Below are 19447 nucleotides of genomic sequence, written 5' to 3'. Positions count from 1 at the left end.
CAGAAGCGCAAGTGTTTTTTGACGGTTCACCGACCGATCGTGACGGTCGCCCGTCAATTCGTGACGTTTCCGATTCAGGAAAATCAACGACTTGCGCCCTTGCTCTTTCTTACTACTAAATAGGGCACATGAGCCGCCGACGGCGCGCGCCCCCAAAGCGCTGGCGACGGCGGCGGCCCGCTGCAACCATGACAAGAACCGCCCCGAAACGGGACGGGGCTGTGGATAACTCTGTGAGTAAAGGGCCAAATCGCAACGAGAAGGCGACACCGATATGACAGGTGTTGCGCGATTGTCACAAGAGCCGTGTCTTCGAGTTTGCGGAAAGGCCCATTTGCCATCAGGAGGAGGTTCGAGCCAGCCGAACCGTCTTCATTCGCAATAGGAAGGCCGTATAAGCGCAAAGACGTCAAATACCCCACGTGGGAGGCATAAGACAGTCAACGCGATTCCCTGAACCGTCCTATTCGAGATCAGGGATTCAACATTGCCTGTACGAATGGAGCGATATCCGATCCATCGACTCGCGGCGAACCATCCGACTGCATATCGCTGTTCATATTCGCCAGCCAGACGGAGCACACCGATACATCAGGCGCATTCAGCAATGCCGCCACGAATAATGGCGCATCGTCCTGATCCACGTTGCCGCTGCAATCCATATCGCCGCGCTCGCAGGCCGGACTCCATCGAGCCAGATGAGGAGCATCCGTACCATCGATGTTTGTAAAAAACCCGCCGGCGACAACCTCGCCGCCGAACACCCCGAGGGCATTAAGCCGGGCATTCGATCCGTCTCCCATCTGCTGCCATGCGATGCCATCCCATCGAGCGACATTCGTCGCGTTCTGCGTTCCAGCCATCGTGAAGCGCCCGCCGACGATGAGATTGCCGTCGAACTCCGTCATCGCATTGACCGTCGGCGCGTCGCCGGTTACGCCATCGCCCATCGCGCTCCACGCCACGCCATCCCATGCCGCAACGCTGTTGGCCGGGACGCCGGCGGCACTCGTGAAGGGACCGCCGGCGATCAGATGTCCCTGATACAACGCAAGGGAATTCACGTTGTCATCCATACCGTTCAGCGGCTGATTCGGCACTGGCTCCCAACTGGCTCCGCTCCAGCGCGCGAGCTTGCTGGCCGGTATTCCACCGGCTGACATGAATATGCCTCCCGCGTAAGCTGATCCTCCGTCGATAGCGAGCGCCTGAACTCGGCCCGGAGTTCCCAGCCCCAGCGAATGCCAGACCTGACCGTCCCATGTTGCTAAGTTGCTGAAGCCGGCTGCCCCGCCGGCGATGCTGAATCTTCCGCCCAGGGCAAGCAATTCGTTGTAGACCCTGAGCGCAATCACCCGCGGAGGGTTGTTGGGATTGATGACCATGTCGCCGACGCCGTTCCCAACGTCCTGCCATGCCGCACCGTCCCATCGAGCGATGCAACTGACCGCGTTCCCGCCGGCAGACGTGAACCATCCGCCCGCGTAAAGGTTTCCCTCAAAGACGGCTAGCGCCATCACCCTCTCATTCATTCCGCCTCCCAGGACGGTCCACGCTGCGCCATCCCATGCGGCGACGTTGCCGCTGAATTCCGCGGGTTCAACGCCAGGATTGAGTCGTGTCCAGCCTCCGACGACGAGGGCCGGGGGAAGCGGTCCGGGGCCGTCAGGGTCCCATGTGACGATTGCATTCACGTTCGAGCCGATGCCCGGCACAACCTCATCGGGCCGCCAGCCGAACGGACAATCTGCCGCCGCAACAGACGACGAGGCAAGGCCGAGACCTGCCACCACGAGCGATCCGAGGTAACCGAAACGATACGGGAACATCTTTGCACCTCCGGGGAACCTGTGCCGCCGGGCACCGCCGGCAGCGGATCTACGCTTGCTGCTAAACTAGCAGCATACTGCGTTGAGTCTACCGTGCTGCGGATATGGCAGCAAGGCCACAACACAAGCCCGCGTACAGAAAGATGTGCGCGATGCTCCGCAACATGCGGGAGGAGGCGGGCTTGACGCAACGCGACCTCGCCAAGCGGCTCAAGATGCACAACACGATGGTCCACCGGTCCGAGATCGGCGACCGTCGCATCGACCCGGTGGAATTCGTCGCATGGTGCCGGGCCTGCGGGACCGACCCTGGCGAGATGATCCGGCAGATCAGTTGACCGCCGCGCGACAATAAGTAGTTCTAACCCACACTCCCGAAGAGCTATAGGTGCGCGAAGGGCTCCAATCGCGGAAACTCAGGACCGCTCGGTGTTTCCCGGCGAGCGAGGATTGAGGATAGCCAGGACATCCGTCGGTGATGGCGCATTCGTCAGCGCTTCGCGGGCCGTCAGCTCTTGGCAGACCGCCGCGAGTTGGGACAGCAGTGCGAGCTGCGCTTCAGGTTGCTCGGACGGCGTCACGAGGAGGAACACCAGATGCACAAGCTCTTGTGACGCGGGAGAGAACATCACCCCTTCGACGGAGCGGCCGAACACGACGATAGGCGCTTGCAAGCCGGAAACCCGTGCATGGGGGATTGCCACTCCGTTTCCCAGATCGGTTGAGACTTCCCTCTCTCGTTCGAATGTAGACCGGGCGATGCCGTCGTTCTTGATTCCGGACGGCAACCGGTCGGTCGGAATCGCTGCGACCAGTTCGGCGATCACTTGATCACGGGCAGTCGCGAACAGGTTGAGCACCATCGCACCGCGGGCCAGGGCATCAACTAACGAGACTGGCGACTCGTGCGGATACTCGTCCTCTATCTGGCCCACTACCTGTTCGAGAATGTCCTCCTGTGTGATGAGACCGAGTGGCCGCCCCTCGTCTTCTACCAGGTAAACTGAGTCTCCCTCGCTCTGCATGCGAGCCAGGACGGATTCGACGTTTTCGTCCGGATGGATTGCCTTCAAGGAACGCACCAATGGCGACCAATCCGCGTCGGCCGCGTGTGCGACCAAGTCCTTCGTCAGCAGGTAACCAAGAACTCGCCCCGTTTGAGGCTCAACAATCGGCCATCGGGAGAATCGTTCCTGTGATACCTGCGTCATCACGGTGTTGCGATCCGCGGACGCAGGAAGCCAACGAGCGCGCGCCCACGGCACCATGACGCTCCTCACCCGCTGAGTACGGATGTTGGAAATGTTTTCCAGGATGAGTTGGAGCCGCAAATCCTTGATCTTTCTATCCGCCGCTTCGCGATGCATGCCAGTGTCGGCGAGAACCAGGCGTGCCAGGGCAACCGCGGCTTCGGCCTCTTCGAAGACGGCTGCGTTCGCTCCCGCCTGTACCAAGTCCTCTCGTTCACTGAGGTATCTGGCCCGGACTAAGATTCGCATATTTGGATTGAGATTTCGGGCAGCGGCGACCACGGACGCGCGTTCGGATGAGTGCGGAAGCGTCAGAATCACGTAGGAGGCGCGCCGGGCTCCGGCTTGTTCAAGAATGCTGTCGTGCGAGGCATCACCGTAGATCGCCGTCTGTCCCTCCGCATTCAGCGACGAGACCGTGTCCATGTTCAGGTCGATGACGACCGTGGATAAGTTGGCCTCTCGAAGGAGCCGATGAACGGAGCGGCCGACCGGTCCGTAGCCGATCACGATGGCTAACCGGGTTTCCGCTTGAGTCGGCTGCGCTACGATTTCGGCCGCGGCCAGGTTCATTGCGGCGACTCGTCTTTCGGCCCGGCTGTTCAGGAGTCGCCAGAGCCGCGGCCGGGTCTTTAGCCATGATTCCATCTTCGGGAGTGACCGAAACAGCAAGGGATTCAGGGTGATCGAGATGATCGCCGAGGCGACCAGAACGTTGTGTCCGGCCTCCGGCATCAATCCATGCCGACTAGCAAGATCGGAAAGGATGAATGAAAACTCCCCGATTTGCGCCAGTCCAACGGCGACGGTCAGCGCTGTCCGTGGCGAATGTCCGAGGATAGCGACAATCGAAAGTGCGGCCAGGGGCTTTACAAGGAGAATGATCCCCAACGCCGCCGCAACCATGAGTGGTTGTTGAAGCAGAAACGCCGGATCGAAGAGCATTCCGACCGAGACGAAGAACAGCACGGCGAATGCGTCGCGCATGGGCAGCGCATCCGCTGCGGCTTGGTGACTGACGGGCGACTGCGCCACAACCATGCCGGCGAGAAATGCGCCCAAGGCCATCGAAGCGCCGAAGAAGAAGTACGAGCCAGCGGCAATTGCAATTGAAAAAACGAGCACCGTCAGCGTAAATAGTTCACGCGAGCGGAGCCGCGCTACCCGGACCAGGACCCAGGGCACGATCCGCGACCCCCCCAGCAGCACGATACCCACCAGCGCCGCCAGCTTGAGCAGCGCCAGTCCGAGCGTCTGCCACAGCGCCGGTTCGCTCGCCGGATTGGAAGTTGCCGCGGCACCATGCCCGCTGCCGAGAACCGGAATTAGGACCAACAGAATGACTGTGAAGATGTCCTCCACGATCAGCCAGCCCACGGCCACATGCCCTTGCGGCGAGCTGAGCGCGTCGGCGTCCATGAGGACCCGCATCAGAACGACGGTGCTGGCGACCGCCATCGCCATGCCGATAACGGCCCCGGTCGTCGGCGAAAAGCCAAATCCCGAGAATACCGCGATGGCGAACAATGTCGCAATGAGGCTCTGCCCGATCGCGCCGGGTATTGCCACCGCCTTGACCGCGAGCAGGTCTTTCAGATGGAAGTGTAGGCCGACGCCGAACATCAGGAGAATCACGCCGACTTCGGCCAACTGTTGCGCGACGTGAACGTCGCCCACGAAGCCTGGGGTGTGCGGCCCGATGAGAACGCCTGCCAGGAGGTAGCCGACGATCGGCGAAAGCCGAAACCGCTGCGTAATCAGCCCGAGCAGCCACGCACCGGTGAACGCGGCCGCGACCGTAGCAATCAGCGAAAGATCGTGCATGTTCGGTACCCTAGCATGTTCGTGCGATAGGTTCGAGGGCTTTTGGGCCTACACCAGCACTCCGGGAGGATAGTCCAAGTCGATCGCTACATTAGGCTCGATACCGCCAAGCCAGCCCAATCGCTGCCACCAATGCAGCGACTTGCGCCATTGATCGACTGCCGATTGAACGCGCATCGCCCCTGGATGAGACGACGCCGGAATCTGCCGAAGGATGTCGATGCATCCCGCGACATTCTGTAGCAGCAGCAGGACCGTCGCGTAGTTGATCAAGTGCATGATCGGGGCATCGGGCTTCAGGCAAACTCCCTGGCTGATGCACAAGCCGCGGTAGACCTCAAGCGCCTTGTCGTACTCGCCGATCCGCATGAGGCACACGCCGTAGGCGTTTCGAATTTCCTCGTTTTTTGCTCCGAATCGCGTGATCAATTCGATCGCTTCGCTTGGCTTGTTCTGATCAAGTAGGTCACGGACTTGAGCCAGCGCACGCTCTAATGTCGGAGGGTTGGATTTGCTCATTGCTCTGTGATTCCTGGAAGTCTGCGCGCCGCAGATGCGCGAACCGGGCGCGCAGGACCGGGTCCGCATTTACGAACTATTCGGATCGAGAATTGACGAACGAGAAACGTGCGGTGCGAGTCAAATCAGCCAGCGGCAGAGGATGGAGCAACGGGCGAGGAGGTGGCTACAGTTGGGATTCGTCGCGATCGTGGCCGACTGGCGGCGCAGGCCAGCAAAGTCAGGAGAGGACGATTCAGCATGAATCGCGGAAGCGTGGAAGTGCCGTTCATGACAGTCGCCGGCCGATCCTGACTTGGACGGTGCAAATGTAATCAGGTCTACATGGCCGGCGCGGCTAACCGCAGCTCGGTCATCCGATCGTGGTCCGCCAGCGTCCGGCATCAGGGACTGTGGTCTCGCCAGAAGCGCCAATACAACGCCAGACGCGAAGAGACGCGTTCCAGCGAGTTGCCAGGATGGCCGACGGTCGTTCATCGTGCTTGGATTCTAGTCGGAGCATGAACTCCTGCAACCATTGCGTTCGCCAAGCATTGCCTTCGCGTTTCATTTCGATGTCTTGCGCTCCTCACACCAGACCCATGGCCGTGACTTTCGGATCCGGTCCGTCATTCGTCCTGAGCCGCTTCGAGGGACCCTTCGGCGGTCTGCCTGCCGTGCCGCAATCAGGAAGCACGGTCCTGCCTTTCCTGTTGAACGATTCGTCAGAGCGTGCTATGCGAATTGCGAAGCATCGCATCGCGGGAACATGTCTGACGGATTGTCTCAAACCGACAACGAATCCTTCCCAAGGCTCGGCCGGGGCACGGTCGATCTGTCGCCCCTGAAAGCCGGATCGGGACAGGTCACGGTCCGACCACGCTCCCCGGAACACAACCGTCCTGATTGTTCCTGAGCATGGGCCGCAGGTCACGTCCCCCGCAGCATCCTACTCTGCCATTCTCGTCCGAATCAGACGATCCGCCGGTCGCGCTCGAAGAACCCCCAAAGCCACAAACAGGAGGCCACCATGCCGTACAAGACGATCATCATCGAGCTGCTTCGACAGCAGCCCTGGCTTCACGGCCGGCTTCGCCGCAAGCGGAAGGTGCTCGCGGTCGTGAACCACTACGCCGGCGAACTGAAGACGCGCCACGAACACTGGAAAGCGGCCCTCCCCATCAGCCGGCCGGACATGGATTCGATCCAGCTCGCCAGCGCGGCGCTGGAGATCGCGCTCGCCGAGGTGAAGCCTCGTTTGCGGAGCGCGTCGCTGCCGGACGAAAAGAACCCCTCGTCGTCGGGCGCCGCAAGGGCGCGGTCCCGCAAACGCACGTCGCGCGCCTGACATGGGCAGGCGAGCCGACGCTGTTCGACCTGCTGTCGTCTCCAGCGCCGTCTGAAACCAATCCGGCTGCGCCTCGAAGCACGCCGACGACCGGCAAGCACGAGCCGACGACACCTGACCAGATCGCCAGCGGCGAGAAGGAAAAAGCCCGCGACATCATCGCCGCGATCCGCACCCTTCAGATTGTCGAAAGCGAACAACGAGCCGCGACGCCGGAGGAACGGCAGGCGCTCGCCCGCTTCGCCGGCTTCGGCCCGGTCGCCCTGTCGATTTTTCCCGACCCGGTGACAGGCCGCTACAAGGACGCCGGCTGGGAGAAGCTCGGCGGGGAACTGAAATCCCTGCTCACACCCGCCGAGTACGACAGCGCCAAGCGCACGACGTTCAACGCCTTCTACACATCACCCACCGTCATCGCCGGCATTCACGAGGCCATTGCGCGGCTGGGCGTGCCTGACGATGCCACCATCCTGGAACCGGGATGCGGCATCGGCAATTTCATGGGCCGGGGTAACGGGAAGCACCGTTTCATCGGCGTCGAGTTGGACTCGATCTCCGGTCGCATTGCGCGGGCGCTGCATCCCGACCAGGACATTCGTATCGAGAGCTTCCGCGACACCAAGCTGCCCGAGGATCGCATCGACGCCGTGATCGGCAACGTGCCGTTCGCCGACATCAAACTCGACTATCACGGGCAGAAGCTGGCACTGCATGACTATTTTCTCGCCAAGTCGGTCGATGCGCTGAAGCTCGGCGGCGTGCTGGCCGTGGTCACATCGCATTTCACGCTCGACAAGCAGAACGCCGCAATTCGCGAGTATCTCGGCGACAAGGCCGACTTCGTCGGCGCGATCCGACTTCCCTCCGATGCCTTCAAGCGAGAAGGCACGGCCGTCGTCACCGACATCGTGTTCCTGCGCAAGCGGGCACCCGGCGAGCCGGCTCATCATGCCGATCCGCAGTGGCTCGGCATTGCCCCGCTGGCCATCGACGGAGCCGAAGTCCCGGTCAATCGCTACTTCCTCAAACACCCGGAAATGGTGCTGGGCACATGGACGAGGCAGGACACGCTCTACGGCGGGGAAGGGTACAGCATCCGCGGCGACGGCGACCTCGCCGCCAAGCTCAGAGATGCAATCCAGAAACTGCCGCAATTCCAAACGGCGCCGGCGTCCCGTCAGTCTGAGCAACCCGCCGCGACGTTCACTCCGCCGCCGCCCGAGAAGCACATCAACGAGGGGAGTTTCTTCGTCCGGGACGACAATTCCATTTGCCAGTTGGTGAACGGCCAGGGCGCCGCCGTCGAATACGGCGGCAAGGCGCTGAAAGCCAATGGGACGTTGACCGGCCGAAGGCTTGCGGCGCTGATCGGCCTGCGCGATCGCGCCCGCCGGGTGCTGCAATCGCAGAACGAAGGCTGGCCGACCGAGCATCGAGACGAAGCGCGGCGCGAACTCAATCACGCCTACGACCGATTCAGCCGTGCCTACGGACCGATCAACAAGACCAGCTTCAGCGAGAGCCGCGACGGCAGCGTCATCCGGCGCCGGCCCAACCTGGTCAAGTTCATCGAAGATCCCGACGCGATGCTGGTGATGTCGCTTGAAGACTACGACGAAGTCACGGAGAAGGCCGAGAAAGCGGCCGTCATGAGCAAGGACGTGGTGGGAAGGACCCCGCCCGTCACGCAGGTCAGGAGCGCCGAGGAAGGCTTGCTCGTCTCGCTCAATCAGCGGGGCAGGGTGGACTTGCCATTCATCGCCGAGCTGTACGGCAAGCCGGAGGAGCACGTCGTCACCGAACTGGGCGATCTGATCTACCACGATCCGGAGTCGAAGACGTGGAAGACCGCCGACGATTACCTGTCGGGCAACGTCCGCGCCAGACTGGCCGCAGCCGAAAAGGCCGGACGCGCCTACGCGCAGAACGCCGAGGCGCTGCGGCGCGTGCAGCCCGAGGACGTGCTGCCCGGCGATATCGACGCCAATCTCGGCGCGCCGTGGATACCGGCATCGGACATCCAGGCATTTGCGGCGGATTTGTTCCATGTCGAGCCGGAAGCTGTACCCGTCTCGCACCTTGAAAAAGACGCGGTCTGGAGCCTCGAAGCCGGTCACGCCGCGCGGGCGTCCGTCGCCGCGACTTCCGATTATGGCACAGCCCGCGCCAACGGCGCGTGGCTGCTGGAACTGGCCCTCAACATGAAGTCGCCTGTGATCTACGACATCATCGACCACGGCGACAAGGAGGAGCGCGTCGTCAACCAGAACGAGACGCTCGCGGCACGCGAGAAGCAAAAGCTCATCAAAGAGCGCTTCCGCGCGTGGGTATTCGCCGATCCGGAGCGGACGGAACGTCTCGTGCGAACCTACAACGACAACTACAACAATCTTCGGCCGCGCCTCTTCGACGGCTCGCACCTCGACTTCCCCGGCATGAACCAGACGATCCACCTGCGGCCGCACCAGGCCGACGCGATATGGCGGGGGATGAGTTCCGGCAACACGCTGCTGGCGCACGCCGTCGGCGCCGGCAAGACGTTCACGATGGCCGCGACCGGCATGAAGATGAAGCAGGCCGGCCTCGTCAAGAAGCCGATGTACGTCGTGCCCAATCACCTGCTGGAGCAGTTCGCCCGCGAGTTCATGCAGCTCTACCCCAACGCCCGGCTGCTGGTCGCCGGCAAGGACGACCTGCGCCGCGACCGCCGCAAGCTGCTGACCGCCAAGATCGCCAGCGGCGACTGGGACGGCATCCTCGTCACGCATTCCTCGTTCGAGCGGATCGGCATGTCGCGGGAATATCAGGAGAAGTTCCTCACGCAGCAGATCGCCGAGTATGACGAATTACTCCTTGAACATGCCGGCGCCAAGGGATCGAACCGGAACATCATCAAGCAGATCGAGAAGCAGAAAGCGGCCCGCGTCGAACGCCTAAAGGACCTGCTGGCCGAGGAAAAGAAGGACGACGGCCTCGTGTTCGACGAGCTGGGCGTCGATCACGTCTTCATCGACGAAGCCCATTTCTTCAAGAACCTGGAGACGCCGACCAAGATGGAGCGCGTCGCCGGCATCCAGACCGGCGGCAGCGAACGCGCCTTCGACGTGTACATGAAGGCGAGCTATCTCGGCGAACAGCATCCCGGCCACGGTGTCACCTTCGCCACCGGCACGCCGGTATCGAACACGATGGTCGAGATGTACACCATGCAGCGCTTCCTTGACCCGGCGGGGCTCAAGAGCCGGGGGCTTGAACACTTCGACGCCTGGGCGGCCACCTTCGGCGAGGTGATCGACACGATGGAAATTTCACCGGACGGCGCATCGCTGCGGCCACGCAGCCGGTTTGCGAAATTCACCAACCTCCCGGAATTGCAGCAGATGTTCCGGGCATTCTCCGACGTGCAGACGGCCGACATGCTCAACCTGCCGAGGCCGCGGCTCGAAAGCGGCAAGCCGATCGTCGTCGCCTGTCCCATGTCGGCGGAGCAGCACGCCCTTCAGGACGGACTCGTTGCGCGATATGAGCGGCTGCGAACGGAGAAGGTGGACCCGCGCGAGGACAATGCGCTCAACATCACGACCGACGGCCGCAAGCTGGCGCTTGACGGACGGATGCTCTCCGCCGCTGCTCCAGACGATCCCGGCTCAAAGATCAACCGCCTTGTGGAGAACGTCGCCGCCACATGGGAGAAGTCCGCCGCGACACGCGGCGCGCAGATGATCTTCTGCGACATGGGTGTTCATGCGACCCCGTGGGGATATTCCGCCTACGACGACGTAATCGAGAAGCTGGTTGCCCGCGGCGTTCCGCGCGCGCAAATCGCCGCCATCGGCGATGCCGACTCCGACGCCAAGAAGCAGGCGCTCTTCGAGAAGGTCAGGAGCGGCTCGGTCCGCGTGTTGATCGGCAGCACGCAGAAGATGGGCACCGGCACCAACGTGCAGCAACGGCTGGTCGCCCTGCATCATCTTGACGCGCCGTGGAAACCGGCCGAGGTCGAGCAGCGCGAGGGCCGCATCCTGCGGCAGGGAAACACCAACGAGGAAGTCGCAGTCTACCGCTACGTCACCGAAGGCTCCTTCGACGCCTACATGTGGCAGGCTCTTGAGACCAAGGCCCGTTTCATCGGCCAGGTCATCACCGGCCACAACGCCGCCCGCCGCGCCGAGGATGTCGGCGGGCAGGAACTGTCCTACGCGGAAGTTAAGGCCATTGCCTCCGGCAACCCGGCGGTGCTGACGCTCGCCGAGGCCGACGCCGAATTGCAGCGGCTGGCATTGCTCAAGAAGAACCACGTCGATGAGCAGTACGTCGCACGCCGCAACGTGCGGGACCTGCCGGAGAGAATCGTCCGGCTAAACGAGCGGCTGTCAAATCTCACCGCCGATCAATCAACTGTCGCCGCGCACGCCCGCGACCCCGTCACGATCAACGGCCGCGAGTATGAGAAGGATGAGGCGATTGCCGTCTTAGGCGCGCAATTAGACAAGCTGCCGCGCGACGTGCGGCAGGAACAGCGAAGCTCGCTTGGCGTTTATCGCGGCCTGCGCTTCGGCCTCGTGCTACATCGGGACTTTCCGCCCGACGTGTACGTTGAGGGCGCGACCACGCGCTACGACCGTCTGATCCGTGGTAGCCACGGCCCCCGCGCCGTCCTCAACGCGCTGGAACGGTTGTGCAACGCCTACGGCAACGAGATTGCCGTCGTGAAGCAGGACTTTTCCATCGCCGAATCGCAACTCCGCGACTACCAGGCCCGCATCGGCAAGCCGTTCACGCACGAAGCATACCAGACCGAACTAACCCAACTGCGCGACCGCCTCAAGGCAAGCCTCGCCGGCATCCCGTCGAACGCCGGCGGCGACGAATCACCCGATTCCGCCGCCGAACCGCCGCTCTCGACCGCCGAGCTGGCCGATCGGATCAAGGCGCTCAAGGCCGCCCACACTATCGACGCCGCCCCCGAACGCACCTCCACCCGCCGCCTCGACGCCGAGGAACCTGTCACTGCACGAATCCGCCGCAAGATCGATACACCCCCTGATTCCGACGCGCGTGGCAAGCCTGACGAATTCACAAGGCCCTACACGGCCCGCGCCTCCACATCGACGGGAATCACCGCGTCAATCAGGTAATGAACGCAGCAACCTGCGTTCTCCGTTGACTCGTCGGGGCTTCGGTGTTAGCTCCGTATCGAATACCATAGCTGCTATCCGTTTGGGGCCTTGTCATGACCGAACCGACGATAATTTGCCCAAGCTGCAAGTCCGAGATCAAGCTGACGGAGTCGCTGGCGGCGCCGCTGATCGAATCGACGCGCCGGCAGTACGAGCAGCAGATTGAGCAGAAAGACACCGACATCCGCAAGCGCGAAGCCGCCGTCAAGTTGCAGCAAGCGGAGATCGCCAAGGCTAAAGAGAATATCGACGACCAGGTCGCCGCCAAGCTGAAGACCGAGCGGGCAACCATCGCCGCCGAGGAAGCCAGGAAAGCCAAGCTGGCGCTTTCGACGGACCTGGACCAGAAGGCGAGGGAACTCGCCGACTTGCAGGACGTCATTAAGCAGAAGGACGCCAAGCTCACCGAGGCGCAGAAGGCGCAGGCCGATTTGATCCGCAAGCAGCGTGAACTTGACGACGCCAAGCGCGAAATGGACCTCACCATCGAAAAGCGCGTACAGGAGTCGCTCGGCGCAACCCGCGAGCAGGCCAAAAAGGAAGCCGAGGAATCCCTCAAGCTGAAAGTCGCGGAGAAAGAGCAGACCATCGCGTCGATGCAGAAACAGATCGAGGACTTGAAGCGCAGGGCGGAGCAGGGGTCGCAACAGCTACAGGGCGAGGTGCAGGAACTCGAACTGGAAGCGATGCTCCGCGAGAAGTTTCCACACGACTCCATCGAGCCGGTCGCCAAGGGCGAGTACGGCGGCGACGCACTCCAGCGCGTCATCGGCCCGATGGGTCAGCCGTGCGGCGCAATCCTGTGGGAATCGAAACGCACCAGGAACTGGACCGACGGCTGGCTCGCCAAGTTGCGCGAGGACCAGCGTGCCGCCAAGGCCGAACTGGCCGTCATCGTCAGCCAGGCGTTACCGAAGGACGTGGATGCGTTTGATCATGTTGACGGGGTATGGGTCACGTCGCACCGTTGCGCCATGCCGGTCGCCGTCGCGCTACGTCAATCACTCATCGAACTCGCCGCCGCCCGCAAGGCCGGCGAGGGACAGCAAACCAAGATGGAACTGGTTTACCAGTACCTTACAGGCCCGCGCTTCCGCCACCGCGTGCAGGCCATTGTTGAGAAGTTCAGCGACATGCACGAGGACCTGGAAAAGGAGCGCAAGACCATGACGCGCCTGTGGGCCAAGCGCGAAGAACAGATACGCGGCGTCATCGAATCCACCGCCGGCATGTACGGCGACCTCCAGGGAATCGCCGGGAAGACGTTGCAAGAGATTGAGGGCCTAGATGTGAAGCTACTTGAGAGCGACGCGCCGAGTCAATCCTAGCGTTCAACACCTCACCGGGCTGAACGCGTAGCGGACAATAACATGCATCTTGCCGAAATCACGATCGAGAATTTTCGCTGTTTCGGGAGCGACTCCGAACGAATTGTTATCCCAATTCGCCCGGGGCTTACTGCTTTGGTTGGAGAAAACGATGCAGGCAAGAGCGCGGTAATCGACGCACTGCGATTCGCACTTGGAACAACCGATCAAGATTGGTACCGGCTTGACGATGCCGATTTCCACGGCAGCGACACGTCACGAGAGATTAAAATTGTCTGCACGTTCAAAGGACTACGCCCCGCCGATCAACGAGCATTCATCGAATACTTGACCTACGGAGATAGCGATGGGCCAATCGTTATCGTGAATTGGACGGCAAAAGACACCGGCGAGGTCAGAAAGGGACGGCCGTATCGGCGTGTTACGGTACACGCAGGCAAGGACGGACAAGGCCCGACTTTTGCACCCGAGGTGCGGGACTTGCTGCGCGCTACCTACTTACGACCCCTCCGGGATGCGGAACAGGCGCTCGCTGCTGGCCGGGGCTCTCGGCTTGCCCAAGTGCTGCGTCATTCAGATCAGATCAAGACGGGCGAGAATGAGTGTGACCTGGCGCGTCCGTTGAAGGAACAGGGCCTGAGCGTGCTGGGAATCGCCAAATTGGTCGAAGCACTGCTGCGAGAGCAGCAAGGCGTCAAGGGAACACGCGATGCGATTGACCAGCATCTAACGCAATTCTCGCTTCACGGCGACGGAATCAAGAGCATGATCGACGTTCGCGGTTCCACGATGTCGGAACCCGCGAGAATTCTTGAGCTTCTGGAAAGGCTTGATCTGCGCCTTGATGGTACTGGGCGGCTCGGACTCGGATCAAACAACATCCTTTTCATGGCCTGCGAGCTTCTCCTATTGGCGCGAGATGATGAAGGAAGCAAGCTGCTTCTAATAGAGGAACCTGAAGCCCATCTCCACGCCCAACGGCAGCTCCGCGCCATGAAGTTTCTGCAGGAGGAAGCTAAACAAAAGGGCATTCAGGTGCTTGTGACTACACACAGCCCCAACTTAGCCTCGGCACTCGATCTGAACAACATCGTAATGCTGAGCAGTCGGCGGGCATTCCCCATGTCCGAAAAGTTCACGGAACTGGCACCTTCCGATTATCGCTTTTTGCAACGCTTTCTTGACGTGACCAAGGCAAACCTGTTTTTTGCACGTGGCGTGATGATTGTCGAGGGAGATGCGGAGAACATTCTCCTGCCCACCTTGGCGCGCCTTATCGGCCGCGACTTTACAGAGCACGGAGTTTCAATCGTCAATGTCGGCGGCGTAGGGCTTCGGCGATATGCCCGAATATTCCAGCGCAAGGGTGTGACCGATCAGACGCATTACCTAAATGTTCCCGTTGCATGTGTCACCGACATGGATGTAATGCCCGACTGCGCTGGCAACATCACGAATAAAGCAGTTCCGACGAAGGGTTCGCTTGGCGCCAGCGGGCTGGACGCAAGGCGGGCGACCTTGCGCGAAAAGGCATCCGGTCAATGCGTCCAAACCTTCGTTGCTGACCAATGGACATTGGAATATGACCTTGCATTCTCCGGCCTTGCCAAGGACGTGTTTCTGGCTGCACGGCTCTCCAAGAGGGATGAGGCTCTCGACGACGCGAAACTAACGGCAGAATCCGAGGCTGGGGAAGAGGCGTTTGCAGCCCTGGAAAATGAGGCCAAGACACTCGTTAATGGCAATAAGGCCGAAGGATGCACATATGAGGAGGTCGTCGCATCAATGGTGTATGCGGCGTTTTCCAAGGGCACCAAGGCGTCGAAAGCGATTGCTGCTCAGCACTTGGCCCGGAAGCTTGAGGATGCCGTAGAAAAAGGCGTGATGACAAGAGCAGACTTGCGGAGCAAACTCCCCCAGTATCTGGTTGAAGCCATCGAATACGTCACTCCGATACCAGCAGCGGAGACACCTCCCGATGCCACAGGGACAACGTAGCGCCGTGGACGAAGACCCTTGGCCGCACTCAGTCACTGATGATCACATCCGATGGGCCGCACTTACACTGGGCCTTCCGCAGGATGCCTTCCTCAGCAAGGATGGTGCGGACCCCCGCCGCGACGTGCTGACGTGCATGGAGACGATTGACGTTGCCGCCTGTCCGGGAAGCGGCAAAACGACCGTGCTTGTGGCCAAGCTGGCAATTCTCGCGGAGAGATGGCATTACCGAACACGCGGTATTTGTGTGCTGTCTCATACGAACGTCGCACGTCGGGAGATCGAAGCGAGGCTTGGCAACACATCGGCGGGACGCGCCCTTTTGTCGTACCCACACTTTGTTGGAACAATTCATGCATTTGTCAATGAATTCATGGCACTTCCGCGGCTACGTTCACTCGGGTATCCCATCAAGCTCATCAACACAGAGATAAGCCAGAGACGGCGATGGAGCACCTTGTCGCCACAGATTCGCAGCGGGCTGGATAACAACCGGCATGGTCCCTCAATTCTCTCGGTCACGGACGCGCACTTTGGAGTCGGAGCGCTGCGATGGGGGAAAGGTAATCTAGGCCCCCAAACACCTACATATTCTGCGCTAACTGCGGCATGCCGCAATTCGATCCAACAGGGCTACCACTGTTACGAGGAGATGTTCGTTTGGGCAAACGACCTGCTTTCAACCATGCCCAAAATCACATCGATGTTACGCGGCCGCTTTCCTCTACTGTTCGTCGATGAGGCACAAGACAACAGTGAGGAACAGTCGTCGATTCTGTATCGCGTATTCATGCAAGGCGCCGGGGCGGTTACTCGCCAGCGTTTTGGCGATGCCAATCAAGCAATCTTCAATTTCGTAGGGCAAGCTGGAGCGACAACAGACCCGTTCCCGGATGACAATATCAAGCGAGACTTGCCTAACAGCCATCGTTTTGGCGAACAGATCGCCCACTTTGCCAATCCGTTGGGCCTGTGCCCCTGTGGGTTGGCAGGGCATGGACCCAAACATCCGCTTGTATCCGGTGCCACAGACGCGCCGCATACCCTTTTTCTATTTGGGGATGAGCGAATCGCCTTGGTGCTTGATGCCTATGCCGACGTACTCCTTGAGACCTTTTCAGACGAGGAGCTGTGCCAAGGATCATTCGTAGCAGTAGGCCAAGTACACAAGGACGGCGGTGATGATCATCGTCCGCGTCACGTTGGACATTACTGGTCTGAATATGATCCGGAACTTGCCGGAATCGACCCGACGCCTCGTACATTCGTTCAGCATGTACTCATGGGCCAAGCAACAGCTGCCTCCATCGGCGAGGCATTTCCCGTCGTTGAGAAAATCGCACAAGGATTGCTGCGTCTTGCTGTAACGGCACCCGGCACGACGGGTACACGAGCCCGTCGGCATTCGCATCGCTACGTCCTCGAATTGTTGGAGTGCGATCCGCGGATTCGATCATGCTACTCACTGCTTCTCTCGCGCTTTGCCTTCAAGAGAAAACAACTGACGCGCCAGGCATGGGCGACTCGCTGGCGCGACGCCGTCCGAAGGATCGGCGTGTGCATCGCCGGCACAGCACTATCGAATCCAGATGCCGACGCATTCCTAGAGTGGCCTACCGATGCAAACGCGCTTTCAGTGAGGGCATCCGGTGTCGGGAGCCAGGACAACATCTACCGATATTGCAAGAATGGCAGAGAAGTAGCGATACGCTGTGGCTCCATACACTCGGTCAAAGGCGAGACGCATACCGGGGCTTTAGTTGCAGAGACGTATTGGCATGATCACAACCTTGAATCGATAAAAGCGTGGTTGCTCGGCGATTGCAGTGGCGCGGATGGCAAAGGAGTTAGAATTCAAGGCCGATTGAAGCTTCACTACGTTGCCATGACTCGTCCGACGCACCTCATGTGCCTAGCGATGAAAAAGAGCACATTCTTGAACACCCAAGGCGAACTTGATGCCGCAGCTGTAGCGAAACTTGCGGCGGGAGGCTGGCGCATCAAAGACCTTTAGATCATTGACAGGCGGTTTCGTTCCACTCTTGCGAAACTGACGTACGCATCAATCTCGACCTTTCCGCCCACGCGGATCCCACGAGAACCCTGCGCCATTCGCCGAAGCTCCAACCGGAACACCGCCCCGATGGGCACCCTGTAGATACGTTCCAATCCCTCCGAGCCAGCGATTCAACGTTTGGATTGTCTGCCGCCGACTCTGCTTGCCCGGCTTTCAGCCGCGGCTCCCGGCTGTCACCACTTCGCTTCCCGCCTCCGAGTCTTGCACGCCTCACGCCGGACCCGCTTCGCGCCCTTCGGGTCCGGTCCGTCATTCGTCCTGCTCCGCTTCGCGGGACTCTCCGGCGGCCTGCCAGCCGTGCCGCCGCTCGCTCCTTTGCCACCCCCGCCGGGGGTCCCTCTGGCTTTGCGAAGGGACCGCACGTCGCGGGTCCCGGCAAGGAGCAAAACCATGAAAGCCGAACAAGCCAAGAAAGTCGCCGACCAGGCCCTCGAACAACTCAGCCAGGCGCTCGCCGCAGGCAGGTGCGATGAGCTCACCCGCTACCTGTCGATGCTGGCGAAGTTCCACAAGTACAGCTTCGGGAACGTCATGCTGATCCTGTCGCAGAAGCCCGACGCGACGCACGTCGCCGGCTTCAACACCTGGAAGCAGGTCGGTCGCTACGTCCGCCAGGGCGAGAAGGGCATCGTCATCATCGCGCCGATGGTCTTCCGCAAACGCGAAGCCGAGACTATCGCCGGCGAGTCCGCAGAGCGTGACGACACCTTGTTGCGCTTCCGCGGCGTGTACGTCTTCGACGTGTCGCAGACCGACGGCCAGCCGCTGCCCGAGCCGGCCGGCATCAACGGCGATCCCGGCCAGCACCTTGACCGGATCAAGACGGTCGTCGCCTCGCGCGGCATCGCGCTCGACTACGAAATCGGTCCCGGCAGCGCCGTTGTACGAGCGCGCCAATGAGCCGCTATTGCGCGAGATCGTCGTAAACGGTGTCCTCTCCATTCATGAAGGCTGGGACTATGACAACTGGGATGGCGGCACGTACGGCCATGCCGTCACTCTTACCGTTCCCGAAGACATTTTCCTGCGCCTCATCGATACGAAAGACGAGGCTCAGTCGCGGATCGCGTCAGACCTGAACAAGCTCGACAACACCCGGAATGAGCATGTGAGCCAGGTATTCATCGAGATGAGCACCGCTGAGCAGGATCGATGGCGGGAGGAGTCGGGGGTCTATCGGCCGCCGATGGCTTCACACTCTGTGCCAGCAGACGCGCTCAAGCGCATTTGGGGGCCGTATCACGTGCGCGTATTTCTGAGTCACAAGGCGACCGTCAAGGTTGAGACCTCTCAATTGAAGCAATCACTTGCCCAATGCGGGATCGGCGCCTTTGTAGCGCATGAGGACATTGAGCCGACGCAGGAATGGCAAAAGGAGATTGAGCGAGCGCTATTCAGCATGGATGCCCTCGTAGCCCTGTTGTCCGCCGATTTCCACGACAGCAACTGGACCGATCAGGAGGTGGGAGTCGCAATCGGCCGCGGCGTTCCTCTCATCGCCGTAAGACTTGGCCTGGACCCCTACGGACTCATGGGAAAGGGACAAGGACTTGGCGGCAGTTCCTGGAAGGAGACCGACGCGATTGCGCTCAAGGTGTTCGATTTGCTCGGCAAGCGCCTCTCGGACCAATCGCGATTGTTCGAATGCGCCATTGCTGCCTATTCTCAATCGCATAGTTGGGCAGAATCGGCATGGAGTATCAAGCACCTGCTGGCAACGTTTCGCGAGCTTTCCGCAAGTCAGGTTGATCGGCTGCTCGCCGCATATCGCGCGAATCCCCAGAACAAATACTCGTTCGATGGAATGGACTTGCTACGTCCGCTTCTGAAGCAATGGACTGGGAAGGATTGGATCGTAAGCGACAACGAGCTGGTATTGCCGCAGCCCGCCGAGAGGGAGATTCCATTCTGATGGCCCGATTCAAGATTATTGCAAGTGACCTGCGAGGACCCGATGCCCGAATTCCAGAATCCCGAGCAAGTTCGATTGAGGCCAAGAGCAACTATTCGAAGAAGTCGAATAGTTCGAGGAGCATGGCGCATCGCCAACTCTCCGAACAAATTGGAGAGTTCAAGTCCGACGCCGAACTGGCCATTGCCTCAAATTACTGGTAG

Annotated in this window: 11 protein-coding genes; 8 read left to right on the top strand and 3 right to left on the bottom strand. The window is 60.7% G+C overall.

Annotated elements, in window-relative coordinates:
• Positions 1–473: 473 nt before the first annotated feature.
• Positions 474–1829 carry a hypothetical protein gene (locus HS101_19875; GenBank protein ID MBE7508521.1) on the bottom strand — a complete coding sequence of 452 codons (1356 nt, stop codon included), beginning with the start codon at positions 1827–1829 and terminating at the stop codon, positions 474–476.
• A 104-nt stretch (positions 1830–1933) separates the two neighbouring features.
• Here HS101_19875 and HS101_19870 point away from each other — a divergent pair, with 104 nt between their 5' ends.
• Positions 1934–2167 (top strand): helix-turn-helix transcriptional regulator, encoded by a 234-nt coding sequence (locus HS101_19870; protein MBE7508520.1) that lies wholly within the window; start codon positions 1934–1936, stop codon positions 2165–2167.
• 78 nt (positions 2168–2245) lie between these two features.
• Here the strand turns inward: HS101_19870 and HS101_19865 are convergent, their stop codons facing one another.
• Together HS101_19865 and HS101_19860 are read right to left on the bottom strand one after the other, a co-directional pair.
• A complete protein-coding gene (locus HS101_19865; GenBank protein ID MBE7508519.1) occupies positions 2246–4903 on the bottom strand; it encodes a cation:proton antiporter in 2658 nt (885 codons plus the stop codon).
• Positions 4904–4951: 48 nt separating this feature from the next.
• Positions 4952–5422 (bottom strand): hypothetical protein, encoded by a 471-nt coding sequence (locus HS101_19860; protein MBE7508518.1) that lies wholly within the window; start codon positions 5420–5422, stop codon positions 4952–4954.
• Positions 5423–6319: 897 nt separating this feature from the next.
• Between HS101_19860 and HS101_19855 the strand changes: the two genes are divergently transcribed.
• The 7 genes from HS101_19855 to HS101_19825 all read left to right on the top strand — a co-directional run bounded on the left by HS101_19855 (position 6320) and on the right by HS101_19825 (position 19447).
• On the top strand, positions 6320–11887 hold the full coding sequence (locus HS101_19855; GenBank protein ID MBE7508517.1) for a DEAD/DEAH box helicase family protein: 5568 nt from the start codon (positions 6320–6322) through the stop codon (positions 11885–11887).
• Between the two features lie 95 nt (positions 11888–11982).
• Entirely contained in the window at positions 11983–13257 is a 1275-nt protein-coding gene (locus tag HS101_19850; protein MBE7508516.1) for a DUF2130 domain-containing protein, read from the top strand.
• Between the two features lie 42 nt (positions 13258–13299).
• Complete coding sequence (locus tag HS101_19845) at positions 13300–15255, top strand: AAA family ATPase (protein MBE7508515.1); 1956 nt, start codon at positions 13300–13302, stop codon at positions 15253–15255.
• A 136-nt stretch (positions 15256–15391) separates the two neighbouring features.
• On the top strand, positions 15392–17269 hold the full coding sequence (locus tag HS101_19840; GenBank protein ID MBE7508514.1) for a UvrD-helicase domain-containing protein: 1878 nt from the start codon (positions 15392–15394) through the stop codon (positions 17267–17269).
• Between the two features lie 453 nt (positions 17270–17722).
• Positions 17723–18232 carry a hypothetical protein gene (locus tag HS101_19835; GenBank protein MBE7508513.1) on the top strand — a complete coding sequence of 170 codons (510 nt, stop codon included), beginning with the start codon at positions 17723–17725 and terminating at the stop codon, positions 18230–18232.
• A gap of 7 nt (positions 18233–18239) precedes the next feature.
• Positions 18240–19244, top strand: coding sequence for a toll/interleukin-1 receptor domain-containing protein (locus HS101_19830; GenBank protein MBE7508512.1), 1005 nt, complete (start codon positions 18240–18242; stop codon positions 19242–19244).
• On the top strand, positions 19244–19447 hold the full coding sequence (locus tag HS101_19825) for a hypothetical protein (GenBank protein ID MBE7508511.1): 204 nt from the start codon (positions 19244–19246) through the stop codon (positions 19445–19447). Before HS101_19830 ends, HS101_19825 begins: the two co-directional genes overlap by 1 nt.

The sequence above is a fragment of the Planctomycetia bacterium genome (genome assembly GCA_015075745.1).
Taxonomy (GTDB): domain Bacteria; phylum Planctomycetota; class Phycisphaerae; order UBA1845; family UTPLA1; genus UTPLA1.
Note: the sequence above shows the minus strand (reverse complement) of the source record. Positions and strands in the feature narration are given on the sequence as shown.

What these genes read in the sequence shown, in the direction of transcription:
- HS101_19860 (MBE7508518.1), bottom strand. Translation starts at nt 5,422, where the DNA reads ATGAGCAAATCCAACCCTCCGACATTAGAGCGTGCGCTGGCTCAAGTC.
- HS101_19865 (MBE7508519.1), bottom strand. Translation starts at nt 4,903, where the DNA reads ATGCACGATCTTTCGCTGATTGCTACGGTCGCGGCCGCGTTCACCGGT.
- HS101_19850 (MBE7508516.1), top strand. Translation starts at nt 11,983, where the DNA reads ATGACCGAACCGACGATAATTTGCCCAAGCTGCAAGTCCGAGATCAAG.
- HS101_19835 (MBE7508513.1), top strand. Translation starts at nt 17,723, where the DNA reads ATGAAAGCCGAACAAGCCAAGAAAGTCGCCGACCAGGCCCTCGAACAA.
- HS101_19870 (MBE7508520.1), top strand. Translation starts at nt 1,934, where the DNA reads ATGGCAGCAAGGCCACAACACAAGCCCGCGTACAGAAAGATGTGCGCG.
- HS101_19875 (MBE7508521.1), bottom strand. Translation starts at nt 1,829, where the DNA reads ATGTTCCCGTATCGTTTCGGTTACCTCGGATCGCTCGTGGTGGCAGGT.
- HS101_19840 (MBE7508514.1), top strand. Translation starts at nt 15,392, where the DNA reads ATGGAGACGATTGACGTTGCCGCCTGTCCGGGAAGCGGCAAAACGACC.
- HS101_19825 (MBE7508511.1), top strand. Translation starts at nt 19,244, where the DNA reads ATGGCCCGATTCAAGATTATTGCAAGTGACCTGCGAGGACCCGATGCC.
- HS101_19855 (MBE7508517.1), top strand. Translation starts at nt 6,320, where the DNA reads ATGGGCCGCAGGTCACGTCCCCCGCAGCATCCTACTCTGCCATTCTCG.
- HS101_19845 (MBE7508515.1), top strand. Translation starts at nt 13,300, where the DNA reads ATGCATCTTGCCGAAATCACGATCGAGAATTTTCGCTGTTTCGGGAGC.